This window comes from Neomesorhizobium albiziae, from assembly GCF_900114255.1.
Classification (GTDB): domain Bacteria; phylum Pseudomonadota; class Alphaproteobacteria; order Rhizobiales; family Rhizobiaceae; genus Neomesorhizobium; species Neomesorhizobium albiziae.
On record NZ_FOSL01000014.1, the window covers coordinates 68943 to 95718 of the forward strand.

The following is a 26776-nucleotide window of genomic DNA, read 5'->3' on the forward strand; positions in this document are numbered from 1 at the left end:
TGGGGTCCATTTCCCGGGGTCACGGGACGAACGATGAGAAAACAATCAAATCATGTCAATCAAGAAAATAATATCATGACAATATAGTCGGATTGTCCAAGTTTTGTGCCGGTAGCGCTCAAATCGCGAGCAGCAGATGTTCCGGCTCGCCCATCATTAGCCGCGCAATGACGCCGAGCCCGGCGCGCAGTTCGCCCTCCGTTGTCGAGCCGAGCGAGATGCGAACTGCCGGCAGCCAGAGTGCATCCGACGTTCTAAAAGAGGCGCCCGGGGCGATTGCAACGCCCTGCAGCCGCGCCTGAGCAACAAAACTTTCCTCGGTCCGGCTGCCGGGAAGCGGAAGCCACAGATGCAGCGCCTGCGGATGCGTCAGGTACTCGCCCTCGCCCAATACTTCCTTCACGATGGTCTGGCGACGCGCCAGCGCCGCCCTCTGCCAGTGGACCAGTTCCATGGCCGTGCCATCGACCACCCATTTCGACGCGATCTCGGCGACTATGGGTGTGGCCATCCAGTTGGTGACCAGATGGCGATTGGCAACGGCCGCTACATAGCGGTCGGGTGCAACGAGATAGCCGATGCGCAAACCTGGCGCGGTGATCTTGGTGAAGCTGGTATAGTAAAGCGTCCTTTCGGGCGCAAAATAGGCGATCGGCGGCGGGCGATCCTCGACCAGCGGTCCCAAAACGTCACCCTCGATGATTGCGATGTCATGGCGGCGGGCGACCTCGGCCAGCGCCGAACGACGAACACCGTGCATCAGTGTGGCGGTCGGATTGATCACCGAAGGCTGCACGAAGACGGCTCGGATATCGCTCGTCCTGCACGCCTCGTCCAAGGCTTCGGGGATGATTCCCTGTTCATCGATCGCCAGGCCGTGAAGGTTGAAGCCGAGGTAGCTTGCAAGAGGAATTAAAGTGTGGTGTCCGATCGCCTCAGTAGCCACGGTCGAGCCAGGCGGCGCGACGCTCATCAGCGCTACCGTCATTGCGGCCGTCGCGCCATTGGTCACGCTGATGTTTTGTTGAGACGGTGCAAGACCGCAGGCCCTCAGCCACTCGACGGCGATGGTTCGATGCCTGGGAAAGACGACGTTCGGCCTGAAGGAAAGCCCTGAACTCGCCGGCAGGTTGGCGCCGAGCCAGCCCAGCGCTTCCTTGAGCTTCTCCAGGTGCATCGGCTCGCAGACCGGCTTCAGGATCGACAGATCGATCAGCTCGCCGAGACGCTCCGGCAGATAGGGAGGCTCGACCTCACGGCGCATGGTCTGGACAAAACTGCCGCGCCCGATCTCACCTGAAATCAAGCCGCGCCGGATCAGCTCTTCATAGGCGCGGCTGACGGTTTGCACCGAAAGCTTCAAATCATAGGCCAGCCTGCGATGGGTCGGCAGCCGCGTGCCATGTGGCAACTGGCCATCATGAATGGCGCGCGCGAACTGGTCGGCCAGTGAGAGATAGGCAGGGCGACGGATCAGGCTTGGATCCGGATACCAAATTGTCATGACAGAATAGAGCGCCAAATCAGTGCAATTGACAATGGGCCATCATCGCCGTCATGTGCCTAAACAACAATTTGTCGTGGACCCATGGCTGACCTCAAGCTCGATAGCATTGATCTGAAGATACTCGACGCGGTTCAGCGCGATGGGCGCATCACCAAGCTTGCTCTGGCTGAAAGGGTAGGTCTATCGGCGACCCCCGCTTGGCTCAGATTGCGCAAGCTGGAAGATGCTGGGATCATCACCGGCTATCATGCCTCTGTCGATCTGCGACAGGTCGCTCCGATCACGACCGTGCTGGTCGAGGTTACGCTGGGAAGCCATAGACAAGCCGATTTCGACCGGTTCGAGCGCGCTATCCGCGACATTGCGCAGGTGGTTGCCTGCTGGTCGGTTGGCGGCGGCATCGATTACATGCTGAAGATCGTCACGCGCGACATCGACGCCTACCAGCGGCTGATCGACGGGCTCCTCGCCCGCGAGATCGGCATCGACCGGTATTTTACCTATGTTGTAACCCGCGCTATTAAGGACCAGCCGCTGGCGGCTGAAATCGCAGCGGGCACGTAGTCGATTTCTCTACCAGCCGTGACCCGTTTAGCCCAATGCTTTGCTCAGGGCGGTTTCTTTGGGCTCACTCTCCAAGTTTGATGGCTAGGTTCCAGATCACGACGGAGACGCAGCCATGCCAACGACGCTTTCGACAATTCCACATCACAACGAACTGGCCAACCTGACCGATCGACGGCTTCTGCGCGAGCTTGCCTATGTCGATGGCAGATGGACAGCCGATGGCGCCGGTCGTTGCTTTGCGGTGACCGATCCGGCGAGCGGCAACACGATCGCGCGCGTCGCCGCACTTGATGCAGCGGATACCGCCGCCGCGATCGATGCCGCGCAGCGTACGCTGCGCTCCTGGCGCAACCGCTTGCCTCAGGAACGCGCCGCCACCTTGCGAAATTGGTTCGATCTGATCCTGGCATCAAAGGAAGACCTCGCCCTGATCATGACCCTCGAGCAGGGCAAATCGTTGAAGGAAGCGCGTAGCGAGATCGACTACGCCGCATCTTTCGTCGAGTGGTATGCCGAGGAAGCAAAAAGGCTAAACGCCGAGAGCGTCACCAGCCACCTGCCCGATGCGGATATGATCGTGCGACGCGAGCCGGTCGGCGTTGTGGGGATAGTGACGCCATGGAACTTTCCATCGGCCATGCTGACGCGCAAAGCGGCCGCGGCACTTGCAGCCGGTTGCACCATCGTTGCACATCCCTCGTCGGAAACGCCACTTTCGGCGCTGGCGCTGGCTGAACTTGGCGAACGAGCCGGCCTGCCCGCAGGCGTGTTCAATGTAATCACCGGCGACGCGGCCACGATCGTTGCCAGGATGTGCAGCGATGCCCGTGTCCGGGCCATGAGCTTTACAGGTTCCACAGAGGTTGGCCGTTTGATCGCCATGCAGTGCGCTCCGACAATGAAGCGATTGGTGATGGAACTCGGCGGCCATGCGCCGTTGATCGTCTTCGACGATGCGGACCTCGACCGTGCCGTGCAGATCGCCATTGACGCGAAGTTCGCAACCTCAGGGCAAGATTGCCTGGCGGCTAACCGCATCTATGTGCAGCGCGGTGTCTATGATCGCTTCTGCACACGGCTTGCCGAACGCGTCGGTGCGCTGACGCTTGGCACGGGACTGGAGAACCCGGACGTGGGGCCGCTGATGCACGAGCGCGCCATAGCCAAAGTCGAAGTGCAGATCCAGGATGCACTCGCGAAAGGTGCGCGCTGCCTCGTCGGTGGCAGGCGCAATCTCCCTGGCACGCTGTTTTTCGAACCGACGCTGCTGGTCGACGTTCCAGACAATGCGTTCATCATGCGCGAGGAGACGTTCGGGCCAGTGGCAGCAGTTGCTTGCTTCGACAGCGAAGACGAAATCGTCGCCCGCGCCAACGATACCGAATACGGGCTCGTCGCCTATGTTGTTACCGAAAGCGGGCGTCGCCAGTCACGCATGGGCCGCTCGCTTGCCTTCGGCATGGTGGCGATCAATCGCGTGAAGATTACCGGTGCGCCGATCCCCTTCGGCGGCGTCAAACAATCAGGCCTCGGGCGCGAAGGCTCGCGCCACGGCATCGAAGCGTTCACGGACCTAAAATATCTCTGTATCGACGCGGCATAAGGACTTCAAACATGCTGGACCTGACCAACGAGCGGACTGCCTGGGACCGCGATCACTTCTTCCATCCCTCAACGCATATGGGCACCCATGCACGCGGCGAAACGCCCACGCGCGTAATGGCTGGTGGGGAGGGCGTGCGCATTCGCGACGTCACGGGCAAGGAAAGTATCGATGCCTTCGCGGGGCTCTACTGCGTCAATGTCGGATATGGCCGACACAAGATCGCCGACGCGATTGCAGCGCAGGCCAAGGATCTGGCCTACTATCACGCTTACGTCGGTCACGGCACCGACGCTTCGATCCGCCTCGCCAAGATGATCATCGACCGCGCGCCCCAAGGCATGAGCCGCGTTTACTTCGGCCTTTCAGGTTCCGACGCCAACGAAACCAACATCAAGCTGATCTGGTACTATAACAATATCCTCGGTCGGCCGGAAAAGAAGAAGATTATCTCGCGCTGGCGCGGCTATCACGGCTCCGGCGTGATGACAGGATCGCTTACCGGCCTGCACTTTTTTCATAACGCCTTCGACCTGCCGCGTGCGCCGATCCTACACACGGAGGCGCCCTACTACTTCCGCCGCGAGGACCGATCGATGAGCGAGGATCAGTTCTCTCAGCTTTGCGCCGACCGGCTAGAAGAACTCATTCTCGCCGAAGGTCAGGACACGGTCGCGGCATTCATCGGTGAACCGATCCTCGGCACCGGCGGCATCGTCCCACCGCCGTCCGGCTATTGGCAGAAGATTCAGGCGGTACTGAAGAAGTACGATGTGTTGCTCGTCGCCGACGAGGTAGTGACCGGCTTTGGGCGTCTTGGGACGATGTTTGGCTGCGACCACTACGCAATAAAGCCCGACCTCATCACCATCGCCAAGGGCCTGACCTCGGCCTATGCGCCGCTGTCGGGCGTCATTGTCTCGGACCGGGTCTGGCAAATCCTGATCCAAGGGTCCGACCAGCTGGGCGCGATCGGTCATGGCTGGACCTATTCTGCACATCCGATCTGCGCGGCGGCCGGTGTCGCCAATCTTGAACTGATCGACGAGATGCAGCTGGTCAACAATGCAGGCTCCGTCGGTGCCTATTTCCGTGAGTCTCTGGCAAGCGCCGTGGGAGGGCACAAGCATGTCGGCGATGTGCGCGGCGACGGCATGCTGGCGGCGGTCGAATTCGTCGAAGACAAGGACGATCGCACCTTCTTTGACCCCTCTAACAAGATCGGCCCGCAGGTTGCGGCGGCGCTGCTGGAACGCGGCGTTATCGGGCGAGCCATGCCGCAAGGCGACATCCTCGGATTTGCTCCGCCGCTCTGTTTGAGCAGGGAGGAGGCCGACATCGTCGTCGCCGCGACCGTCGAGGCCGTCAAGGCCGTGTTGGGTTGAGCCAATGAAGGGCAAGCTTCCATCGACCATGGCTGCCGTGTTCCTCACCGGACATGGAGGACTCGACAAGCTCCAATACAGGACCGATGTGCCAACGCCCAGGCCTGCGCCCGACGAGGTGGTCATCAAGGTGACGGCTTGCGGCATGAACAACACCGATGTCTGGGTCCGGCAAGGTGCCTATGGCACCGAGGCCGACCCCGCGGCCATACCGACATGGCGGCGGCAGGGCAACACACTGAGCTTCCCGCGCATCCAGGGCGCGGATTCGGTGGGCACAATCTCGGCTGTCGGCGACGGCGTGGCCGAGGAGCGTATCGGCGAACGGGTGATGGTCGACTTCTCAATCTACAACCGCGACGACGATTCACTGGCCGACATCGACTATATGGGCCATGGCTGCGATGGCGGGTATGCCGAGTATCAGGCTTTGCCGGCATCAAACGCGCATGTCGTCGACACGGACCTCACCGACATCGAACTCGCCACATTCTGCTGCGCCTATCTCACTGGTGAGCAAATGCTGGTGCGCGCGGGCTTGACGGAAGGCGAACGCATCCTGGTTACCGGCGCGTCGGGTGGCGTCGGGTCAGGCATCATCCAGCTGGCGCGCGCCCGTGGCGCCATCCCCTACGCAGTTGTCGGCCGCGGCAAGGAGCAAGCGGTGCTCGACATCGGTGCCGAGGCGGCGATCCCTCGCGATGTCCCCAACCTGCCAGCGCTCGTCAATCAGGCGACTGGCGGCCAGCCCATCGACGTCGTTGCCGATCTGGTCGGCGGACCGATGTTCAACGATCTCTTGACGATCCTGCGTCCGGAAGGGCGCTACACGACCGCCGGCGCCATCGCAGGTCCGGTGGTGCAGCTCGACCTCAGAACAATGTATCTGAAGCAGTTGCAACTGCATGGCTCAAGCCAGGGGACACGCGGCGACTTCCGTCGCATCGTTCGCCTGATCGAAGCAGGCAAGCTGAAGCCGATCGTCGGCGGCGTCTACAAGCTCTCGGACTTCCACCGCGCCCAGACAGATTTCATGGACAAGAACTTCGTTGGGAAACTCGTTATCGTGCCTGATTGAGCGCCGTTTTGTGACCGTTTCTTGCAATAAATTCCGCGCAAACTCACCGACAGCGCATTGCATCATGCGCACCGACAAAGCTTTGCGCCTCCCCGTTGAGAATTTTTCGCAAACGTAGTTCGCCTGCTCGATTTCGTCCCGACCGTGGCGATCGGCATGTCCATGCCTCGCGCACAAGATTCATTCCAGCTCATGTCGTCAAATCACTTCGAGCAGAGCTCGTGGCCCCCTCGCCCGCGGGTCAGGGTTGTTCCCATCAGCGCGACGTCCGCGTCGATCTGAAATCACGAATGCGCGGGATGTGGAAACAGCAAACAATTGAGGCTTCGGACTCGAGCGATGGTGGCACCTCTATCGCCGTATTGCTCTGTCATCATAGGCGGTTTTCAGCGCGAGCTCCTGGAGTGTGAAGCGCCGCACCGGCTGACCTGATGGTTGACTTACCTGCTTTCCTCAAAGTGTCGCCAGCCGCGAATTCGGCATCGTCTTTCCATAGGCCCGGCGCAGCACCAGCTTCTGCTCCAGCGCAACGATGACGCGTGTAGCAAAATCAGTCTTGTACATGGCGGCGAGCCGTGTCAGCCCGCCTGGCGTGAAGACATTGATCTCCAGAAGTTTGTCGCCGACGATGTCGAGCCCAACCAGAAACATCCCGTCGTTGACCAATTTTGGGCGTACCATCTCAGCAATACTCAATATTGTGTCCGTTATCTTGACCTTGCGGGCGGTTCCGGCGGCGTGAATGTTAGAGCGAACGTCGCCCTTGGTTGGGACGCGGCGAAAGGCGGCGTAACTGCCATCGCACTCCAGCGGCAGGCCGTTCATCACGAAAAGACGCACGTCACCAGCCCTGGCCTCCGGAATATAGACCTGCGCGATGAGATAACCGTCACCGCTGGCGGCTTCGAAAATCTGGTTGAGGTTGGAATCAGTTGGCGTCGCAATATGGAAGACGTTCTTGCCACCCGACCCCTGGAGTGGCTTGACGATGCAGCCCTTCGAGTGCTTGTCGACGAATGCGCGGATTTCGGCAACGCTTCGCGATATCAGGGTCGCCGGCCTAACCGCCTCGGGAAAGGTTTGCAGGTAAAGCTTGCTCCGTGCCTGCGTCAGACCGTCCGGATCGTTGACGACTATCACGCCGCGTTCGGCTGCGAGCCGCCCGAACATGAGGCCTGCATTGGCGGCCCATGGTCGATCGGTGGCGTCGAGCGAAGGGTCGTTTCGCAGAAACAATATGTCGACGTCGCTTATTGCGAAAGTCTTCTTCTGCTTTGCGGCATCCTGCAGGGCAGCATACACCTTGTCGGCTGACTTGTAGGAAGCGTCGGGCAGGACCCCGACGCTGGCAGCCAGACTGTCATCCGGACGCAATATGAAGTCTCCTGGTTCAACATAAACAACAGAATGGCCGCGCTGGATTGCAGTCAGCGCCAGCGTCGTCGTCGTATAGCCTGGCGTCTCGGTCGCAATCGAATTGACAAAGAACGCAATGCGCATTGGGGAAGCTCCGCTCAAGTTTCAACCATATCGATCGGATCGATCCCCGCCATCGCTTTCTTGAGGCGCGAACGCGCCGCGTCGGAAGAGAGGAACGCAGGTTCGAGGCGCGGCGCACGCAACAATCCGCGCGCGTTGAGTTCCTGGATCGCGCCGAAATGCGAGGCTGAGATCTTGCCGATCCAGAACGGTGTGAGGCTGCCACCATTCTTCAGATGGTCGAGAACTTGCGCCACGCCGCGTAGATAGATGGCGTCTTTTGAAAGACCACCGCCTCGAAAGACACGCAGAACGATGTTGAAGCCATTGCGATCATCGAGACCGAAATCCCTATGGAGAATGCGGAAGGTTTCCTCAAACGTTGCGCCCTCGAGCATTGCCTGACACGCGATGACCCTGGCTGCGATCTGCCGCAGCCGCGCTGCGGTCATGCCGCCGGCCAGATATTCCGCCAGCACGGCCAGTCCCTCCTGCATCCCCTCGTAGCCGGCGAGCCCGTTGCGGAAGATGGCGAGCCCCTGAGCATCTCCGTTGAAATAGGTCAGCAGATGAACGCCTATCTCGTGACTAAGCAGCGCAGTCAGACGCTCCGATGGAAGTTTAGTATCGCGCGAAACCAGCAGTCTGTTTCGAGAGACGAGGAGGCCGGCCGGCAGGTCGCCGCGGATCTCCACGGAAGCATCGAAATCGGAGTAGATATCGCGGTATCCGGCGATCATTTCTCGCGCGGCTGCGGCGACAGCGTCAGCGTCCAATCCTTTCTGCCGGAATGCCGACGCAACGCGGGGCGTCTTTTCGAGAATGGTGCGTGCCCTCGCTGCCAGGCTCGGCTCGACGCTGCCATAGAGTGCTCGTCCGAGTTCCACGAAGCGGGGCGTTTCGCGGGCCGCGAGCATCGACAGCTGGAGATCGAGTTCCTGCTGCTTTTCGGAGAGCAATTTGGTCAGGAGCGGATCTTCCAGATGGTCGAGTGAGACCGAATAGAGCTTCCGCTTCTGGGCGGCGACCTCGAACTCGAGCGGCCTGTAGAGCAGTGCGGGCACATGCTGGAAGCTGCCTGCGCGGAATGCCAGCCAAGCCGGTTCGGCGTTGATCGGTGTCACGGCAAGCAGAAAATCGAATGTCGACGCAACTCTGTCGATTGCCCGGTCGGCGCGCACGACAGCGTCGATATAGGCTCGCCGCCCCAGAGAACGATGGGTTGCCGGCTGTTCCAGCTTTGATGCCTTCAGAAAGGCGCTGACGGCCTGAAGCGCAGAATCCACCATATTGGCGACGATAAGTTCTCGCAATTCAGGATAGATGCGCTCGGTGCCCGGCACCTTGTAGATCGGCGCGAAGCGCACCGCGAGCCTCGCCACATCATCGAGACCATTCAAGAGCCGTGCTTCGGCGCTTGTCATGGGATTGAATTCTTCCACGCGGGGCGTGCGGTATTTTGCCTCGCGTCCGGCCGTGGCGGCGGCGAAGCGCTTGAGCGCCGCCTTTTCTGCGGCCGTGTCGCCGCTAGAAAGTGCAATCTCGAAAGGCGGCAGGAACGGTACGTCCTCCGTCAGGAACCGGTCTTCAGCCAACTCGCCAACGTCGAGCACGAGGAATGCGCCGCAATGATCGCGCATCCTTTGCGCTACCAGCTGCGCAACCCCGCCGGCGAAGTCAATGTCGGCCACGATCAGATAGGACGCGTTGGCCGAAACAATCTGGAACGCCGCATTCTTATGCGACCCGACATAGACGCAGAGAAAGGGCAGCGGCCGATCGATATGCAAACGGTTGCCGGCGCCGAACTCGCGGCGGATCGGCTTGCCGTCCCGGACAAGCGCTTCCAGGTCCAATTCGATTTGTGCCAACGGAAGCGTAGCCTCAACGACTTTCGGATTCATGGCATGCGCCGCAGTGCGGCCTCAAGGACGGACACCGTTGACCCCAGCATGGTGCGCAAGCGTTTGATTGCTGCCCAGTCGGGGCCGCCGCTCCATTCGTCCATGAAAATCTTCTTGAACTCGACCGCGATGGCACACCCGGTCTCGGGGAAATTGGCATGGACGAAACGGGTCTGTTCGCCCTTGCCCTGGAAAGACACATTCTCGCGCACGTCGATCGGCTCGCCGTTGAGATGCTGGGCGCGCAGCGCCTCCATGAAGGCGTCGACAACCGGCCCCCAGCGTGCGCGGTCCATTGAGAATGTGCCGATATTGATGTCCGGGGCGACATCTTGCGACGCAGGCACTGCTTTGGGCCCTTCGCGCCGGTGGTTGTAACTATGGACGTCGACAAGGACGAACCTGCCGTAACGCTTCTCGACATCGGCAACGACACGCTTGAGCTCGCCGTAGAATGCGTCATGAAAGGCGAGTGACTCGTTCACAATGTCTTCGGCCGGTGGCTCTCGCCATACGTTCAGGCCCCAGGACTGCTCCGGCGACCGATAGACCGCAGCTTCGCGCGGGCGGTTCAGATCGACTTGAAAGCGCGATCGATGAACGATGATCTGCGTTGGGAAATCAGCGATAAAGTGCTCGGTGAAGGGATCCTCTTCCCGCTGCCGATCAGGGCCGGAGATACACATGAGCGATTGGCAAGCGCGCCCAACTTCGGACCCACTGTGGATCGCCGTGCCGATCACGGGGGAATCACCGAGCTTGATTGTCCAACCTGCAAGTGACCCGCTCTGACCTTTGTCGTAAGTGGGTTTAATCACGATCTACCGAAATGCGCGGAGGGGGCAGACGGTTCCGGTTCGTCGCACAAGCCGGGTTTTACTATCGAGGGAACCTTGCATGATAAACGTCATCTGCGGAATCTTCGTTCCATCCTGTACTAAGGGCTCGGGAAGTTGCAAGCGCTAGGTCGAGAAGTGGGTCGGTAACTTGCGCCCCATGGCCCCGACGCAAAGATTCGATTTTGTCTCCAATTTCTCGATTACGGTCGCGGCAAATCTGGCCCAACAGCTACCCCAGCTTGGTCGCCGAGATCGGTTACCGCAACAGCATCGATCAGTTGGGATGCAGGTGCCGGCGAAGACGACGGCGCTCAGAAATTTGCCAATGCGCTCCGCCGGCCCAACGAGCCGCTTCAACAAATGATGCTGCGAAAGCGTCGCCGGCTTTATCCGACGAGCGCCTCGCGCAAGCGAGCAAGTATGCCGGGCTCTCTCCCGGCAATCGCCGCACGGATGTGACAAGCGGCCGTTGCGGCCTTCACCGTCGCGCCGAAATGGCAATAGCAGATGATCTCGTGCAATTGCCTGTCGGTCAGTTCGAAGAACCGCTTCGCTTCGCCGTAGCTGTCGTTTTCCAACCCGGCGGCGCGGAGGACAGGATCCTTGAAAGCGACAGAGATCGGCGAGTCGTCGCCGCGCATTGCCGCGCGCGCGCTAGCCGGCTGATACTCGGTCTGGTGGAGCGTCGAGAGGCGCCGGTCAGGATTCCGTTCAAGGAGCTCCGCCCAGCGTTCAAGACGGTCGCTGCGCGACATGGCCTGGTGCAGGTAGGCCTGATCGACCTCGGCGACGATCTGCAGTTCTTCGAGAGTCTGGTGCTTCATTTTGGCCTCCTATTCGGACGATAGTTGGCCCACCCATTTCCGACTTATGTCTATGGTCAGCGTGACTTAAACGGATCGTGAAGTCCAATCACGATGATGCCTGGAGGGCTTCATTCACGAAAACGTGGACGCTTCGCAAGGATCCGGCCAGTTCAATTGGCGAGTGCATGAAAAATGCGTGGCTGTTCGTCGACGCCGAACTCGATGCCTATATGTCCCGAGCCCGGACGCCCAAGTTAATGTGACGAGCCCCTTTCTTCAGCATCCGCGATCTGCGCGATTGGATTGCATCGGCATAACCGAAAGGATTGAGAACTGACGCTACTGTCACGGATTCTCTCGAAAGGACCGCAGAAAGCGCAAAAAGCCCGCCACCCGGTGAGGGGACGGCGGGCCTAATATAGAATTTATCGAGGTCACCCGTTCTCACACCGATCAACGCGAGAATGCGTTGATCATCGCGAGACAGGATTGCTTCAGTTTCTGATGCGGTCCGTCCGGTCCCGCGCTCTGGCTGATGATCCTGGCGCCTTCGAACAAAAGCGTCAAAGCATCGGCAAGCTGTTCGGCCTCCGCCACCCCGGCGCGCCGGCACAGATCGGTCAGCTTGACCCTGTAGGCCTCCTTGGCGTCGGCAATGATCCTGTGGATGCCGTGGTTCGGGTCCTTCTGCTCGACCGCTACATTGGCCAGCAGGCAGGCGCTGTTATCCGAAAACACTACGTCGGTTACTTCTTCGACCCAGGCGCGCAGCTGTTTCGCGGCATCGCCGGGATATCGATCCTCGAGCGACTGCCAGATCTCGGTCGTCTTCTCGGCATGCATGCGCAGGCATGCGCACAGAAGTTCTTCTTTTGAACCGAAATGCCGGTAGAGCGTCATTTTGTTGGAGTTCGCCAGTTCGGCGATGATCTCGACACCGACAGCGCCAATTCCGTGCGTGCGGAAGAGTTCGCTCGCGCTGTTGAGAATTCGTTCGCGCGGGGGGCGCTTGATCTCCCCATCACATCCGCTGTGCAGGGCAATGTCAGGATCGTGTAGTTCGGTTCTTGACATAATGTTACCCACCAGTAACAATCGCGATGTTACAGTCGAGTAACATGCTGGCTGGCCCGCTGTCAATTCGATGCCGCGAGCGGAAACCGGGGGACACTATTGTTGATCGGCCTTTCTGAACATCCTGCCCCCGTATTCGCGACGATGTATGCCCTGACAGGTGTCCGTGCGGCGCGTCTTTCCGCGGCTGTCGCCTGTGCAAGCCTGAACGGGCGCCTCGCTCTATCGGGCAGCCATTCAGTTGGGCACCCAGAACCGGAAATAGTCAATCCGCCGCATCAAGCGCTTCCCTGGGGCCTGATATCCCCCTGATACCGACGCTGTCGCTCTGTTGCCGAAAAAACCTGGACACACCAGATGAATGCCCCGTTTCGCCCTGTTTCGCTACCGCAGACGCTGCACGGCATCAGCCACGAGACCCGTACGCAGTGGTTCGAGCAGCGCATTCGCATCCTGCGCTGGCACCCGGACTTTCCAGTCGCCGCGCACGATCATGCGCGCGGTATGGTGAAGTTATTCGAAGGCCGCTTTGTCGTGAACAGGGCCATGGCAAATGCCGCTCGCCAGACGATATGCATGGCCATTCTGTCGCTGCATTTCGGGAAGCGCGAGCCGAATCCGTGCGTCACCACTCCCGCCGCCGGGGCGATGACGACAGCTCTTTCCTCGATCCAGAGCCTGACGACCGCGATGGGCGTGTGCAGCAAGAACACGACCGCGGCGACCGTCTTGCTTCTGGAGCGGATAGGCCTCGTGAAACGCGTCGAAAATCAGGAGGACAGGCGGGCGCTGCACATCGTTCCCACTGAGCTTTTGATAGAAGGCGCCAGGGACATCGTTCGTGTTTCCCTGACTTCGGCAGATACGTTGTTTCCGCTGCGAAATTATTCCGCCCTGATCGACGACCGCGACTTTCTCGAAAGCCTTTTCGCTGCCAGCCTGCACTCGCTGCTGAACAGAAGTTCGCTGATCTCTAGCATCAGTAGCTCGCATTTGTTCGCGGCCTCGGATGGCGGCGCCATCCTTCTCTTCAAGCTGATGTCGATGGATGGGGCGTCGGCCGACGAGCGTGTCGTCGAATTTCCGTTCGACGAGATCGGGCCGCTGTTCGGCGTGTCGAGAACGCATATCCGGCGGCTTATGAAAAAGGCCGAAGCGGAAGGACTTGTCCGTCTGCTGCAGGACGGGGGCAGGCAAGTCCAGATTCTGCCACAGCTCCAAGATGTCTTCGAGAGCATCGTCGCCATGAACGTGGCGCGGGCGCAGTTCGACATGCATCTTGCCAACGGGGATTACGACCTGCTTCCGTTCGATTACTAGGGTCGCCCGCACATAGCGCTGTTATCGCACTCATAGCGACGTAAGAATAGACCCCGCTCAGGGAAAGCGGGGTCTCGTTGTTGCGTTGACTGGAGATGAAAACGCATCAGTTGCCTCCTTTTCAAAGCAGTCCTTCTGCGTCGATCAGGAAAAGCACGGTCACATTGTCAACTCATACTTTACAAGTCAAAGAACATATCTGGTTCCAATTCCTAAAGCCGACGTCGGAAATTTTGGAATTGGAATCCAATTTTTTTGAGTTCGAGGGAATTTTCGCGCATTCATCGATTTCTTGGCGCCTATCGCGCGTACTATGGGCCCTCTGGAGAGTATCGAAATTTCCCCCGGATGGCCGGAAATCGCAAAATTTGATCTTTCAGTGCATTTGGATTTCATGCGGTGACAGGCGTTTTCGTTGCAAAATTGCCTCACTAAGACCCGCAAAAAATACCTCCAGTTTTGTCCTTTGATCCTCTCGGCAGCTTGCGGATAGGCGTTGTGAAGCGGGGATTTAGACCGCTTTGGACAATTGGAGAGATCGATATGTCGATAAGGAAACTTCTATTTGGCTCGGCCGCCGCGCTCTTCGCGGCGACCTCGGCACAGGCGGCGGATGCGGTCGTCGTCGCCGAGCCGGAGCCTGTCGAATACGTTCGCGTCTGCGACGTATATGGCGCCGGCTATTATTACATCCCGGGTACCGAAACCTGCCTGAAGATCGGCGGCTACATGCGTTACGACATCGGCGCAGGCGACCTGTTCGGCCTCACGTCCTACGACAAGAAGGACTGGGCCGATAACGGCGACTACAACGAGAACGACACCTACTACAAACGTGCCCGTATCCAGCTGAACCTCGACGCCCGTACCGAGACCGAACTCGGCACGTTGCGTGCCTATGCGGCGCTGCGCTTCCAGTGGGACACCAACCAAGGCGGCGTTGATCTCGACGGTGACGGCACTAATGAGAGCCCGGTCGTTTCGACCGCCGACGAGTTCATCCTGAACCATGCCTATATCGAGCTCGGCGGCTTCCGGGTCGGTAAGACCGATTCCTTGTTCACGACCTTCACCGACTACGCCGGCACCATCATCAACGACGACTTCGCGGTTCCGTTCGGACCGTACGACACGCACCAGATCTCCTACACTTTCAACACCGACAACGGCTTCACCGCCGCGGTCGCCGTCGAAGAGGGTTCGGGCGTGGACTACACGCTGGACGATTATGTCCCGCATGTCGTTGCCGGTGTGGGCTACTCGGGCGGCTGGGGCGGTGTCCACGTCGTCGGTGGTTATGACGCGGTCTGGGAAGAGTTCGCGGTCAAGGCGAAGCTGGACGTGAAGGCGACGGAAGCCCTCAGCCTGTTCGTCATGGCCGGCTACAAGTCCGCTGAAGATGTCGGCGGCGTCGATGACGCCGGCCCGAACTACTACGGCAACTGGGGTGGCACCTGGGCGGTCTGGGGTGGCGGTCGCTACGTCGTGTCGCCGAAGGCCGCAATCAACGTCCAGCTCGCCTATGACGACTTCGAGACCTTCTCGGCAGTCGCCAACGTCGCTTACGAACTGGTTCCCGGCTTCACCATCACGCCGGAAATCGCCTACGCGGAAAACTTTGACGACAACACCGCCAACGCATTTGACGATGGCGAGTTCGGCGGCTTCCTCCGCTTCCAGCGGAATTTCTGATCCGCTGAACAAACCGGAAGCCGGGTGAACAACACGGTTTGCGTGTTCCGGCCGGTAAGGGCCAGCCGTATGGCTGGCCCTTACCGGCCGCTTTTGTCGGCTTTTTGCAACAGAGGCCCGGCTCGTTGCGTGACCGGGACTGCAGAATGGAGACTGGAAACGGATGTCTTCAGGCGAAAAGGCTCACTTCGGAATCGATGCCGATTCGGTCGAACAGTTGAACGCATGGGTGGACCGCGTGACGACGCTGCGCTCGACCATTCGCTCGGCTTCCTTCGACATGGCCGAAAGGCCGGGCTGGTTCGCGGAAACGCGGGCAAGTCACCTCAGGCGATTGGCTGAATTGTGCCGGCGTGCCGGCATCGACCAGGCCGATATTCTGGCCGATACGCTGATGTTGCTCACCGAGGGCGTTCGGAGCGGTGACAACCAGACCGAAGTCGCGCGCCGAAAGCTCAATAGGATCTGCAAGGCCACCATCGCGGCCTTCTCCCGGCGATAGAGCCACAATGTCAGGATGCTTTCATAGCATCTGTTGCGGCGCTTGACACTGATGTTACTCGGGAGTAACAATCCCGATGTTACCAATTAGTAACATTCGATGCGAAGCATGCCGAACTGACAAAGAACGATCCCATGAAACAGCGCGAACTCATAGACGACCGACACGACAGCATTCCGTCAGTTCCGGCTGCCTGGGATCATCAGTTCGATGGTGCTGCGCGCGGACGTTACCGCGACCTATTTCAGGCGGGACACATCACCCACCTGGCTGCGGCGATGGCCGTCTACCTCGTTCTGCTCGCGGGGCTCCTGCTCCACGGTCTGGATGCTCCGGATCCGACGCCGACGTCGTCGCTCACCAACACGGTCACCGTGCCCGCGATGCAGCACCGGCGCGACCGTGAATGACCCACGCGGCGGACAGCGCGCCATTCGACGGACGATCGCCAATTCAAGAAGAGATGACCCATGGATCAGCTTGATGGAAGACGCATTGTGCTTGTCACGCAGACAATCAGGCGGCTCATAACACTCGCCTTCATCGTGATGAGCGGCGCTGTCATAAGTGCCTGCGGTCAGGAAGCTGCAGGCGGAACCCCGCCGCCGGCGCCGGATGTCGGCGTGGCCCAGGTACTTTCGAAGCCCGTACGCGAATGGGATGAATTTACCGGTCGCATCGCAGCTGTCGAAGCGGTGGAACTGCGGGCCCGCGTCAGCGGCTACATGGAGCGCGTTGCTTACGTTGAAGGTCAGGAGATCAAGAAGGGAGACCTTCTCTTCGTGATCGACCAGCGCCGCTACAAGTCCCAGCTCGACGCGGCGTTGGCCGAACTTGAACGCGCCCACAGTGCGGCCGAACTGGCGCAGGTCCAGGACGTGCGCGCCCGCACGCTGCTGGCCAGCAACGCCGTTTCCCGCGACCAGGCCGACACGCGCAAGGCGACCGTCGCGCAAAGCAACGCTGTGGTGAACGCGGCCGAAGCCGCGGTCGCCGACGCGCGGCTCAATCTCGAATTCACCGAGGTGCGTTCACCGATTTCAGGCCGCGCTGGGCGCGCGCTGGTAACAGCGGGCAACCTCGTGCAGGCCGATTCGACTTTGCTCACCACATTGGTGTCGCAGGATCCGGTCTACGTCTACTTCGACAGCGATGAGCGCAGCTTCCTGCGTTACAACGCGCTTGCCCGCCTGGGTGAACGCAATGCTTCGCGCAACGCGGTTCGCGTCGGGCTTGCCGACGAGGAGGGCTATCCGCACCAAGGCAGCGTCGATTTCACCGATACGCAGGTCGACCCCAACACCGGCACCATCCGCACGCGGGCCATTCTCGGCAATGCAGACCGGCGGTTTTCTCCCGGTATGTTCGCACGGGTGCAGCTGGAAGGCGCGCGCGAAACGAGGGCTTTGCTGATCGACGACAAGGCTGTGATGACCGACCAGGACCGCAAATATGTCTACCTGGTGGATGCCGAAAACAGGGCGCAGCGCAGGGATGTCGAGCTTGGCCGCATGGCCGACGGATTGCGTGTCGTGACCGCCGGGCTAGCGCACCGGGACCGGGTGATCGTCGATGGCATCCAGAAGGTGTTCATGCCGGGCATGCCGGTGAACCCACAGCCTATCGAAATGGGTGCGCCGCCGGAGCCGAAGCCCGAGCCGGTGGCTTCGGCAAACTGATGGTGACGGGCCGGCCGGGGCAGTTGTTGGCCGGCCGGAAGGTGGCCGGCCGAGCCGCCGTACAGACTGCATCGCACCAAGCGATGACAACTGCCTGACGCAAGGTTTCGGACGTCGCAGAAAAAATCGGACCCGTCCGAACAAGGGTGTGCTCCCATGGACTTTTCCAAGTTCTTCATCGACCGACCGATATTCGCCGCGGTCCTGTCGATCATCATATTCGCTGCCGGGCTGATCGCGCTGCCATTGCTGCCGATCTCGGAATATCCCGATGTCGTTCCGCCCAGCGTACAGGTTCGCGCGGTCTATCCCGGCGCCAATCCCAAGGAGATTTCGGAGACAGTCGCCACCCCGCTGGAGGAGGCGATCAACGGTGTCGAGAACATGATGTACATGAAGTCGGTGGCGGGATCCGACGGCGTGCTTTTGATGACCGTCACCTTCCGTCCCGGAACCGATCCCGACTCTGCGCAAGTGAGCGTGCAGAACCGTGTCAGCCAGGCGCAGTCGCGCTTGCCTGAAGCGGTCATCCGGCAGGGCGTAACCACACAAAAACAATCGCCCAACTTCACCATGGTCATCAACCTGTTCTCGCCGGACGACACCTACAACTCCCTCTACCTGCGCAACTACGCCAACCTGAAGATCAGGGACGAGCTGGCGCGCCTGCCGGGTGTGGGTCAGGCGCTGGTGTTCGGCTCCGGTGACTATGCGATGCGCATATGGCTGGACCCGGACAAGGTCGCTTCGCGCGGCCTCACGGCAGGCGACGTGGTGCGGGCGGTGCGCGAGCAGAACCTGCAGGTGTCGGCTGGCCAGCTCGGCGCCGAGCCATTGCCCAGCGACAGCGATTTCCTGATATCCATCAATGCGCGTGGCCGCCTTCAAACCGAGCAGGAATTTGGCGATGTGGTCATCAAGGCAGGCAGCAATGGCGAGGTGGTTCGCCTCGCCGATGTCGCCCGGATCGAGCTCGGCGCCAGCGACTACACATTGCGGGCGCAGCTCGACAACAAGGAATCGATCGCCATCGGTATCTTCCAGGCTCCGGGCGCCAACGCGCTCGAAATCGCCGATGCCGTTCGCGCCAAGATGGGCGAACTGGCGACGCGCTTTCCGCCGGGCATGGAGTGGGTCTCAGTCTACAACACCACGGTATTCGTGCGCGATTCGATCAACGCGGTGGTCTCGACGCTGCTGGAAGCGGTGGCGCTGGTCGTGCTGGTGGTCATCCTGTTCCTGCAAACGTGGCGCGCGTCGATCATTCCGCTGATCGCCGTGCCGGTGTCGATCGTCGGCACGTTCGCGGTGCTCTATCTCCTGGGCTTTTCGATCAACACGCTGAGCTTGTTCGGCCTGGTGTTGGCGATCGGTATCGTGGTCGACGACGCCATCGTTGTGGTCGAGAATGTCGAGCGCAATATCGAGGAAGGGCTGAGCCCGCTCGATGCTGCGCATCAGGCGATGAAGGAGGTTTCCGGGCCGATCGTGGCGATCGCGCTGGTGCTGTGCGCGGTCTTCGTGCCGATGGCGTTCCTCGACGGCGTCGTCGGGCAATTCTACAAGCAGTTCGCGGTGACCATCGCCATCTCGACGGTGATCTCCGCGATCAACTCGCTGACCCTTTCGCCGGCGCTGGCCGCCTTGCTGCTCAAGGGCCACGACACCCCGAAAGACATGCCGTCGCGGCTCATCGACCGCCTGTTCGGCTGGCTGTTCCGCCCGTTCAACCGCTTCTTCAAGAGCAGTTCGAACGGCTATCAGGGTGCGGTGTCGCGCACCCTCAACCGGCGTGGCGGGGTTTTCGCGGTCTATGTGCTGCTGCTGGCCGCGGCCGGCTTCATGTTCCAGACGGTGCCGGGCGGCTTCATTCCGAGCCAGGACAAGGGGTTTTTGATCAGCGGCACCAAGCTGCCGGAAGGCGCATCGCTGTCGCGGACCGACGCCGTGCTGCGCAGGATCAGTGAAGCGGCGCTGGAGGTCGAGGGTGTCGACAGCACGGTCTCGTTCCCCGGTCTCAACGCCTTGCAATTCACCAACACGCCCAACACCGGTGTCTCGTTCATCATCCTGAAGCCGTTCAACGAACGCCACCGCAGTGCGGCGGAAATCAATGCGGAGATCAACCAGAAGATCGCCAGCATCAAGGAAGGCTTTGCCTTCGCGTTTCTGCCGCCCGCGGTTTTCGGCCTGGGCAGCGGCTCCGGCTACTCCCTTTACATCGAGGACCGCGCCGAGCTTGGCTATGGCGCCTTGCAGAATGCGCTCGGCGCGCTGCAAGGCACGGTCATGCAGACCCCCGGCATGACCTTCCCGATCAGCACCTATCAGTCCAACGTGCCGCAGCTCGACCTGCAGGTCGACCGCGTGAAGGCGAAGGCACAAGGTGTGGCCCTGACCGAACTGTTTGACACGGTGCAGACTTACCTCGGTTCCGCCTATGTCAACGATTTCAACAGGTTCGGCCGCACGTTCCGCGTCTTCGCCCAAGCCGACGGACCGTACCGCGACAGCGTCGAGGACATCGCAAAGCTGCGCACCCGCAACGACCGGGGCGAAATGGTGCCGATCGGTTCGATGGTGCGTATCGACCAAACCTATGGGCCCGACCCGGTGATGCGCTATAACGGCTATCCTGCCGTCGACGTGATCGGCGACGCCGATCCCCGGCTGCTGTCGTCGGCCGAAGCGATGGCCAAGGTCAATGAGCTGGCTGCAAAAGTGCTGCCCAACGGCATGGTCACCGAGTGGACGGATCTGAGTTTCCAGCAGTCGACGCAGGGCAATGCCGCGCTTTTCATCTTCCCTCTGTCCGTAATGCTGGCGTTCCTGGTTCTGGCCGCGCTCTATGAAAGCTGGACGCTGCCGCTTGCGGTCGTTCTGATCGTGCCGATGTGTCTGCTTTCCGCGCTGGTCGGCGTGTGGATGACCGGCGGCGACAACAACGTCTTCGTGCAGGTCGGCCTTGTCGTGCTGATGGGGCTGGCGTGCAAGAACGCCATCCTGATCGTCGAGTTCGCCCGCGAACTGGAGATCCAGGGCAAGGGCATTGTCGAATCCGCGTTGGAAGCCTGCCGCCTCCGGTTGCGCCCCATCATCATGACGTCGATCGCCTTCATCGCAGGCACCGTGCCGCTTCTCATCGGTCACGGTGCCGGCGCCGAAGTGCGCGCCGTCACCGGTATCACCGTGTTCGCTGGCATGCTGGGCGTGACCTTGTTCGGGCTGTTTCTGACACCAGTGTTTTATGTCTCGTTGCGCAAGATGGTACGCAAGAGCCCAGCCGCCTGGAGCGAGCACGGCGCGACGGAGAAGCCTCTCTAAGCTGGCAAGGCATCCGCCGGCGCCTTAGGAGGAAAGGTTCGCCGTCGGCTGAACCGAGTAGATCCCGAACTGGATACCCATCGGCAAGGCCACCGTAACGGCAAGGTTGTGAAGCGACTGCCCATACGGTCAACAGTGCGAGCTAAGCGGCCTTCGGCAAAAAAAGACCTTTGCGGCCCGTCACGAACGTCCGCTGATACGGCGCATTGCTGCTCGGCGGCGATCCAGATCAGCGCGTAGGGTTGTGTGCAGCCAGAGTGATGCACGGTAGTCGATGAGGATAGCCCGCCTGCCTCTATTGCTCGCGCGAAATGCTGGGATGAATGTTAACGCCGGCATACCATCAAAAAGTGCGCTAGCTTCAGACCTTCTTGAACTCGAATAGCTCGATGACGTTGCCCGATGGATCTTCGAGCAAGATGGCGCGGCCGGCGCCGCCGTCGCTTATATCGCCGCGGAATCGTGCATGAGCCCGGCGCAACCGCTCGATAAGAACGTCGAGCTCGTTCGTAACGATCATAAACCGGTTCCACCCGCCAGGCCTCGGATCTCCGCCCGCCTGACCGCCGCTTCCTGCACCTGGGGCGCTGAGATACAGCGTGAATTCACCGCGCAGCAGCGCGGCGAACTTGCCCGGATTGTGCTTGTCGACTTTGAAATCGAGATTGTCTTGATAGAACGCGACCGCCCCGTCGACGTCGGCAACGATATATCGGACGGAAATCATTCAAACTTCTCCCGTCTTTGATCCGCGGCGACAGTATATTCAGTTCCTTCCAAAGGCAGACCGCGCCTTCACATCGCTCAGAACCCCTGACCGTTAGTACGTGATCTTCGGATACCAGTCGGTCCCGCGGCCTTCCGGCGTCCAGTCCAGGACGTTCCACAGCATCATCAGGTCCGGCTCGGTTGCCGGGTCCTTGTCCGGATCGGCCGACTCGAAACCCAGCTCCGCGCCCCAGAAGTGCCGGATGGTCCCGTCGCGCCGTGTGAAGACGTTCTCGGCGGCGGTGTCGATCCCATCGTCCATGATGGCGTGGTAGTCCCGGCTGAAATTCCCGTTGACGTCGGCATACAGCGGCAGGTTCTTCCAGCCACGCTCGACCTTGAAGGCGATCTGCCGCTCGATGGCCGAAAGGCCGACGACGGCGAGGGCGATCCGCTGGCGGAGGTGATCGGCGTTGCCGTCCAGGCAGCTCAGAAGGGCGGTGCACATGGGGCATGGGCGCTGGCGCTTGGGGCCGTACATCCAGTTATAGACGAACAGGGTGTCCTTATCGCCGAAGAGCGCCTCGAAGCCGACGGGATTGGCGCCGCCCACGCTACTAGCTTCGCCCATAAACTGATAGTCGCCCTTCACCTCGCCGCCAGGCGGCAAGGCGCGACGCTGGGCGGCGACGCGCGCGATGTGGCGGTTGAGTTCGATCTCCTCGACCAGCAGGGCCTCGCGTGCCTTGCGGTACTCCGCGCTCTCGTTCGGCTGGCGAGCGCGGTTCTTGTGAGCGATCGCAGTGGCAGGTTGCAGGGCGGAACCGTCGGCCATGACCTCGTCTCCCAGTTCAAACCCCTTCAACTGGCCACCCGCCTTAGGGTTCCATCCGAATCGCTGTCGCGCGCGATGGGCGGACTATCGTATTCCCGCCAAAGCGACTGCCGCTACAGAAATTGTATGTCACCATAGCGGTGCCCAGTCTCATCTCGTCCGGTGCGCCAATTGGATGTATTCCAAAATCGTGTCGCGACGTCTAGTGCTTACCCCGTTCCAGAAGTTTGGGTGCGAGCGCAAAATGGTGCAACGCGGCCCCATTGCCGAGTTTCCCGTACCCAATATTTGTTGGCTAGGACTTGGTGGATAAAGTGAAACCGTCCAATTCCTCACCGACCTCGGACAGGGCCTTTCTGATTGTCTCTTCAACTTCCTCTCGTTTCTTTGGAGGCGTCAGGCGTAGCCCCTTTTGGATCGCCTCGCGCCAGTGCTGTCCCCTGCCCCACGCTTCTGCGAAAACCTCAGCGAGATCATCTTGTCGGCGCGTGGCATGGAGTGCCTCCACGAGCAGGCTGGCCTGGTAGATATCTTTCTCTCGTTTGGCGATGCCGTTGGGATCCGATTGCCTGCGAGAGGCGACGATCAGCTTGTGGACCGCATAGCGTTGCGGCGACGGCACAGTCACAGGCACCCCCGATCGGTGCAACATCACCGTCCGGATAGGCTCGTGGATCAGGAAATCGAGAAAACGCAAAGGCTGTGCCGATGCTCCGCCCAGCGCAGGCATTGGACTTGCGTTATCGGTGTAATCATCGGACCCACGATTTGGGGTCAGGAACTCGACCTTGTACCTAGATGCGTTCTGGAACTGTGTCACGCGAAGCGGATCAGATCGATGCGGAATCTCGCGGAATGTCGGGTCGACGCTCCTCAATATTTCCAGGATCGGCGGCAGGCTATCTTCGACTGACGACGAAATCGAATAGTGCTGCGCGAAATCGGCATCGCCCGTCTGCAACGAGGCGCCGGGGAGCCTCACACCAAGGTGCCCGGCATATGTCTGGAAGGCAACTGTACCGACAAGAACGCCTCTCAGACGGAAGATGCCTGCTGTGGCCATAGCCTCGACCACATCACCAGTAAGACGATCGGGTGCCATGAGTCGGGCTTCCCGTGTCAGCGTGGAGACGAGTTTCCGACGACTGCGGAGGTCTTCCTTAATCTCCTGGAAGGCTTCTACGCGCTTGGCAATCTCGGGATCATCCGAGGGACCAACACTGGCGACGGTGCTGGACGCCGTCGACCTCGGATTCCCGGTTGTCGTTCTGGGCGATGCGGTCGCGAGCTCTTCGGAGCAGTCGCACCGCGCGACCTTGGATCTACTACTACCCCGCATGCCGCAGCAGATCACCGTCGCCGCGACGGCTGAGGTGCTAAAACACTTGGCCAGGATTGGACGGAACAGGCTGCAGAGCGAGGTCAGCCTCTCGTGATCGTCGTTCTCGGTTCCCCGAACATGGACTTGGCCTGTTCGGTAGCTACCTTAACACTTCGCCCAAGAAATATTTGATGGAGATGCGGCTGGAACGCGCGTCATCTGCTGCAGACCGAATGCGTGATCGGCCAAGTGGCGCTTGCTTGCGAATGTGGAAATTGCGGTTCGTGGCTGCCTGATGTGTTCCAATGCCCCCTTGCTTCCAGACGAAGTTGGGAAGAACGGGCAGTTGGTGAAGATCGGCTAACCAACCCACACAACCTTGCAGCTGCTAGGGATCGTTACCCGATAGGGCCGAGACCCGAATGGGTTGGGTCGAGCACAAGCAAGATAGAGCCCGACCGGCAACAACCGGAGCGGCAATCAGTGTGTCTCCTGATCTTTTAAATGATAACTCGTGCTCCGGCCCCCTGCGGGGTCCCGCTGCAAAATCCCATGCTCAACCAAATCCGTGATGTCGCGCAGCGCTGTATCCGGTGAACACTTTTCTATGATCGCGTATTTCGAGGAGGTGAGCTTTCCTTCGAACCCATCAAGGAGACGATTGATCATGTCGCGCTGGCGGTCGTTGAATGTCTCGCCGGCATGCCGCTTCCAGAACTCGGCTTTGAAGAGCACGTCGGCCAGGGTTTGTTCCGCGCCTTCTATGGCTCGGTCGAGACACTGCAGGAACCATTCCAACCATGGCGTGACATCGAGGTCTGGGGCTTTCTGCGTCCTTTCCAAGATGTCGTAGTAGCCCTTGCGATCCAGGCGGATTTGCGCCGACATGCTGTAGAAACGCTGCGGGCTGTCCTCGGATCGGGCCAAGGCCATGTCGGCGATGGCGCGGGCGACACGGCCGTTACCGTCATCGAAAGGATGGATGGTGACGAACCAGAGATGAGCGAGGCCCGCCTTGAGGACCGGATCGATGTCTTCGCAGTCATTGAACCATTCGAGGAAGGCGCTCATCTCATGGCCAAGGCGGTCGGCGGCTGGCGCCTCGTAGTGAATGCGCTCCTTGCCGAACGCACCTGAAACGACCTGCATGGGGCCTGTCCTGTCATCGCGCCAGGCGCCCACGACGATGCGGGTCATGCCGCTGCGGCCGGTCGGAAACAACGCGGCGTGCCAGCTAAATAATCGCTCGTCGGTCAGCGGCGCACGGAACTTCTGCGTGGCATCGAGCATCATCTCGACAACCCCTTCGACATGGCGGTCTGCGGGGAGCACCGCTCCGGCCTCAATGCCAAGGCGGCGGGCAATCGAGGACCGGACCTGTTCGCGATCCAGGATTTCACCTTCGATCTCGCTGGATTTGAGAACGTCTTCCGTCAGGGTTTTCAGGATAGCTTCTTGCCGCAGCGGGAAACCCAAGGCCTGCATCTGGCCAAAGAGCCGACCCTGCCGGTGCCGGACGGCTGGGAGCAGCCGGGAGAGCTTTTCAGGCTTCCACGTGAACGTCGGCCATTCGGGCAACTGGTGAATGTACTTTACCATAATCTCCGCATCCTCTACGGAGATTATGCGCCTTATTCACCGCAAGGCAAGACTAATCGCCGCAGAGAATGCAGCGATTAGTCTTGATATTTACCGCATCGCCATTCTTTCGGATGCTCGACCATACAGCGATTTGCATTTCCACACGGTTCGTTTGGGCGTTCGCTATACCGTCCTCGATCTCGGCCGCGGTGATGACGGATAGCCAAAGATCGGTCGACCGTTCGATGATCCAGTTAACTAGCTCCTCGTCAGCAGGGTGTCCGCCGTTTCGAACGGCGCAAGCAGGCTGACTACATTCGTGTCCAGGAGATACAATGTCAGAACGTCGGATTGCGCAGCACCCGCGCGGGCTTTCGCCTCCGGACTGACAGATCGCCGCCTTCAAGCGGGGAATTCGTCAGCAGCCAGCCGAGCGACGGCACCCTCGAAAGGCGCTCGTAATCGCTGTAGCTGATGATGACGGCTTCCTTCTTACCGTGACGGGTGACGACAGTTGGCTCCCCCGCTACGGCTTCGTCGACGACATGGGAAAACTGTGCCTTCGCGTCCTTTAACTGGATCTCTTTCATCGCGGAACCTCCCGGTGACCAAAGTAGTCATATGATCCATTGGACAGGCATCGACAAGAGACGGGCGATTGGGGAAGAACAATCTTGGAAGGGGGCTCAGCGGATTAAAGAGGGCTCAACACTTGCATAACGCCTACACAAGTAAGTTTACAATTATTCCCTCCGCCGCACTATTTCCTTGCAGTCGCCAGGCGAGAATCAAGGCTGAAAGAAGTGCAGGTTTTGCACGGCGGGCAGCATGGAACGTCAGGGAAATGATCGGCATTTACGACTCAGACGGCAACGAGAAGCTGCGCGTTCCTGTCGCCCTGGTGCAGCCGTTTGTCCTGAAGCCCCATCGCTTCCTTCCCTACTCCTCGTAAAGTTCGCGCAGCGTGCGCAGGGTTTCTGTCAGAACGTCGTCTGGAACCTGCCCTAACCGTTTCACCAGTCTACGCTTATCGAGCGCTCGGGACTGCTCAAGGAGGATAAGGCCGTTGACCCCTTGGAACGACACCGACACCCGGAAGCCTGCCGGGCGGCTTCCCGAGGTCATGGGCGCAACGATGACCGTGCGCAGATGCTCGTGGATCTCGGGCGGCGATATGATGAGACAAGGCCGTGTCCTCTGGATCTCGCTGCCGACCGTGGGATCCAGCGCGGCGAGCCAGACATCACCACGCTTCACCATGTGAGCTTGGCATCCTCGTCATTGCCGAACTCGGGCCATGCAAGTCCGTCATCTGCGTCGGCGGCGAGACGCTGCGCATCCTCGGCCCAGCCCTTGCGGGCGGGTCCGGCAACACGCTCAATGATGATCCGGCCCTCTTCGATGCGAAGCTCAACACTATCGCCCGCTTGCGCGCCGAGTTCGGAAAGCAACGGCTTGGGGATGATGACCCCTGCGGAATTTCCGAATTTCTTGACTGCGCTCAACATTGCCGTCTCCTTGATCTGACAACCCATATAGCAGCGCATCACGACCGTTACAACAATGTTAGTA

Annotated in this window: 24 protein-coding genes and 1 pseudogene; 12 read left to right on the forward strand and 13 right to left on the reverse strand. The window is 60.2% G+C overall.

Annotation, left to right across the window (positions count from 1 at the left end; genetic code table 11):
• Nucleotides 1–118: 118 nt before the first annotated feature.
• Nucleotides 119–1504, reverse strand: coding sequence for a MocR-like ectoine utilization transcription factor EhuR (gene ehuR, locus F3H98_RS20205; RefSeq protein ID WP_149762146.1), 1386 nt, complete (start codon nucleotides 1502–1504; stop codon nucleotides 119–121).
• Between the two features lie 84 nt (nucleotides 1505–1588).
• On the opposite strand from ehuR, the gene F3H98_RS20210 reads away from it, so the two are divergent.
• The 4 genes from F3H98_RS20210 to F3H98_RS20225 all read left to right on the forward strand — a co-directional run bounded on the left by F3H98_RS20210 (nucleotide 1589) and on the right by F3H98_RS20225 (nucleotide 6140).
• The gene (locus F3H98_RS20210) at nucleotides 1589–2071 is read left to right on the forward strand and encodes an Lrp/AsnC family transcriptional regulator (protein WP_149762147.1); all 483 of its coding nucleotides are present in this window, start codon (nucleotides 1589–1591) and stop codon (nucleotides 2069–2071) included.
• A 115-nt stretch (nucleotides 2072–2186) separates the two neighbouring features.
• Nucleotides 2187–3677 (forward strand): NAD-dependent succinate-semialdehyde dehydrogenase, encoded by a 1491-nt coding sequence (locus F3H98_RS20215; RefSeq protein WP_149762148.1) that lies wholly within the window; start codon nucleotides 2187–2189, stop codon nucleotides 3675–3677.
• A gap of 11 nt (nucleotides 3678–3688) precedes the next feature.
• Nucleotides 3689–5062, forward strand: coding sequence for an aspartate aminotransferase family protein (locus F3H98_RS20220; protein ID WP_149762149.1), 1374 nt, complete (start codon nucleotides 3689–3691; stop codon nucleotides 5060–5062).
• A 4-nt stretch (nucleotides 5063–5066) separates the two neighbouring features.
• A complete protein-coding gene (locus F3H98_RS20225) occupies nucleotides 5067–6140 on the forward strand; it encodes an alcohol dehydrogenase family protein (RefSeq protein ID WP_149762150.1) in 1074 nt (357 codons plus the stop codon).
• Nucleotides 6141–6593: 453 nt separating this feature from the next.
• Here F3H98_RS20225 and F3H98_RS20230 read toward each other — a convergent pair whose 3' ends face one another.
• The 5 genes from F3H98_RS20230 to F3H98_RS20250 all read right to left on the reverse strand — a co-directional run bounded on the left by F3H98_RS20230 (nucleotide 6594) and on the right by F3H98_RS20250 (nucleotide 12308).
• The gene (locus tag F3H98_RS20230; RefSeq protein WP_149762151.1) at nucleotides 6594–7640 is read right to left on the reverse strand and encodes a glutathione synthetase; all 1047 of its coding nucleotides are present in this window, start codon (nucleotides 7638–7640) and stop codon (nucleotides 6594–6596) included.
• A 14-nt stretch (nucleotides 7641–7654) separates the two neighbouring features.
• The gene (locus F3H98_RS20235; RefSeq protein ID WP_149762152.1) at nucleotides 7655–9523 is read right to left on the reverse strand and encodes a flavohemoglobin expression-modulating QEGLA motif protein; all 1869 of its coding nucleotides are present in this window, start codon (nucleotides 9521–9523) and stop codon (nucleotides 7655–7657) included.
• Nucleotides 9520–10266 carry an N-formylglutamate amidohydrolase gene (locus tag F3H98_RS20240; RefSeq protein WP_244621804.1) on the reverse strand — a complete coding sequence of 249 codons (747 nt, stop codon included), beginning with the start codon at nucleotides 10264–10266 and terminating at the stop codon, nucleotides 9520–9522. Before F3H98_RS20240 ends, F3H98_RS20235 begins: the two co-directional genes overlap by 4 nt.
• Nucleotides 10267–10748: 482 nt before the next feature.
• Complete coding sequence (locus F3H98_RS20245; protein WP_149762154.1) at nucleotides 10749–11186, reverse strand: hypothetical protein; 438 nt, start codon at nucleotides 11184–11186, stop codon at nucleotides 10749–10751.
• Between the two features lie 435 nt (nucleotides 11187–11621).
• On the reverse strand, nucleotides 11622–12308 hold the full coding sequence (locus F3H98_RS20250; RefSeq protein ID WP_244621805.1) for a TetR/AcrR family transcriptional regulator: 687 nt from the start codon (nucleotides 12306–12308) through the stop codon (nucleotides 11622–11624).
• 291 nt (nucleotides 12309–12599) lie between these two features.
• On the opposite strand from F3H98_RS20250, the gene F3H98_RS20255 reads away from it, so the two are divergent.
• The 6 genes from F3H98_RS20255 to F3H98_RS20280 all read left to right on the forward strand — a co-directional run bounded on the left by F3H98_RS20255 (nucleotide 12600) and on the right by F3H98_RS20280 (nucleotide 20759).
• On the forward strand, nucleotides 12600–13562 hold the full coding sequence (locus tag F3H98_RS20255; RefSeq protein ID WP_149762155.1) for a helix-turn-helix domain-containing protein: 963 nt from the start codon (nucleotides 12600–12602) through the stop codon (nucleotides 13560–13562).
• Nucleotides 13563–14105: 543 nt separating this feature from the next.
• Nucleotides 14106–15254, forward strand: a complete 1149-nt coding sequence (locus tag F3H98_RS20260; RefSeq protein ID WP_149762156.1) for a porin — start codon at nucleotides 14106–14108, stop codon at nucleotides 15252–15254.
• 163 nt (nucleotides 15255–15417) lie between these two features.
• On the forward strand, nucleotides 15418–15756 hold the full coding sequence (locus F3H98_RS20265; RefSeq protein ID WP_149762157.1) for a hypothetical protein: 339 nt from the start codon (nucleotides 15418–15420) through the stop codon (nucleotides 15754–15756).
• Nucleotides 15757–15890: 134 nt separating this feature from the next.
• Nucleotides 15891–16166: a hypothetical protein gene (locus tag F3H98_RS20270; protein WP_149762158.1), complete on the forward strand. Its 276-nt coding sequence runs from the start codon at nucleotides 15891–15893 to the stop codon at nucleotides 16164–16166.
• A gap of 60 nt (nucleotides 16167–16226) precedes the next feature.
• Nucleotides 16227–17435 (forward strand): efflux RND transporter periplasmic adaptor subunit, encoded by a 1209-nt coding sequence (locus F3H98_RS20275; protein WP_188130488.1) that lies wholly within the window; start codon nucleotides 16227–16229, stop codon nucleotides 17433–17435.
• Nucleotides 17436–17591: 156 nt separating this feature from the next.
• Nucleotides 17592–20759, forward strand: a complete 3168-nt coding sequence (locus F3H98_RS20280; protein WP_149762159.1) for an efflux RND transporter permease subunit — start codon at nucleotides 17592–17594, stop codon at nucleotides 20757–20759.
• A gap of 361 nt (nucleotides 20760–21120) precedes the next feature.
• Here F3H98_RS20280 and F3H98_RS20285 read toward each other — a convergent pair whose 3' ends face one another.
• The 3 genes and pseudogenes from F3H98_RS20285 to F3H98_RS20295 form a co-directional block, all read right to left on the reverse strand.
• Nucleotides 21121–21486, reverse strand: a complete 366-nt coding sequence (locus tag F3H98_RS20285; RefSeq protein WP_149762160.1) for a VOC family protein — start codon at nucleotides 21484–21486, stop codon at nucleotides 21121–21123.
• Between the two features lie 93 nt (nucleotides 21487–21579).
• On the reverse strand, nucleotides 21580–22302 hold the full coding sequence (locus tag F3H98_RS20290; protein ID WP_149762161.1) for a DUF899 family protein: 723 nt from the start codon (nucleotides 22300–22302) through the stop codon (nucleotides 21580–21582).
• Nucleotides 22303–22597: 295 nt separating this feature from the next.
• A pseudogene (locus F3H98_RS20295) lies at nucleotides 22598–23521 on the reverse strand (nucleotidyltransferase family protein); the annotation flags it as partial.
• On the opposite strand from F3H98_RS20295, the gene F3H98_RS32550 reads away from it, so the two are divergent.
• Nucleotides 23403–23738 (forward strand): isochorismatase family protein, encoded by a 336-nt coding sequence (locus F3H98_RS32550; RefSeq protein ID WP_425294861.1) that lies wholly within the window; start codon nucleotides 23403–23405, stop codon nucleotides 23736–23738. The pseudogene F3H98_RS20295 and the gene F3H98_RS32550 overlap by 119 nt on opposite strands.
• Nucleotides 23739–24103: 365 nt before the next feature.
• Here the strand turns inward: F3H98_RS32550 and F3H98_RS20310 are convergent, their stop codons facing one another.
• A complete protein-coding gene (locus F3H98_RS20310) occupies nucleotides 24104–25222 on the reverse strand; it encodes a Fic family protein (RefSeq protein WP_149762164.1) in 1119 nt (372 codons plus the stop codon).
• A 25-nt stretch (nucleotides 25223–25247) separates the two neighbouring features.
• Between F3H98_RS20310 and F3H98_RS31170 the strand changes: the two genes are divergently transcribed.
• The gene (locus tag F3H98_RS31170; RefSeq protein WP_188130490.1) at nucleotides 25248–25427 is read left to right on the forward strand and encodes a hypothetical protein; all 180 of its coding nucleotides are present in this window, start codon (nucleotides 25248–25250) and stop codon (nucleotides 25425–25427) included.
• 115 nt (nucleotides 25428–25542) lie between these two features.
• On the opposite strand, the gene F3H98_RS20320 is transcribed toward F3H98_RS31170, so the two are convergent.
• From F3H98_RS20320 to F3H98_RS20330, 3 genes are all read right to left on the reverse strand, one after another.
• The gene (locus F3H98_RS20320; protein ID WP_149762165.1) at nucleotides 25543–25794 is read right to left on the reverse strand and encodes a type II toxin-antitoxin system Phd/YefM family antitoxin; all 252 of its coding nucleotides are present in this window, start codon (nucleotides 25792–25794) and stop codon (nucleotides 25543–25545) included.
• A gap of 349 nt (nucleotides 25795–26143) precedes the next feature.
• Nucleotides 26144–26464: a type II toxin-antitoxin system PemK/MazF family toxin gene (locus F3H98_RS20325; protein ID WP_149762166.1), complete on the reverse strand. Its 321-nt coding sequence runs from the start codon at nucleotides 26462–26464 to the stop codon at nucleotides 26144–26146.
• Nucleotides 26458–26712 (reverse strand): AbrB/MazE/SpoVT family DNA-binding domain-containing protein, encoded by a 255-nt coding sequence (locus F3H98_RS20330; RefSeq protein WP_149762167.1) that lies wholly within the window; start codon nucleotides 26710–26712, stop codon nucleotides 26458–26460. The genes F3H98_RS20325 and F3H98_RS20330 overlap by 7 nt, the downstream gene beginning before the upstream one ends.
• Nucleotides 26713–26776 lie beyond the last annotated feature (64 nt).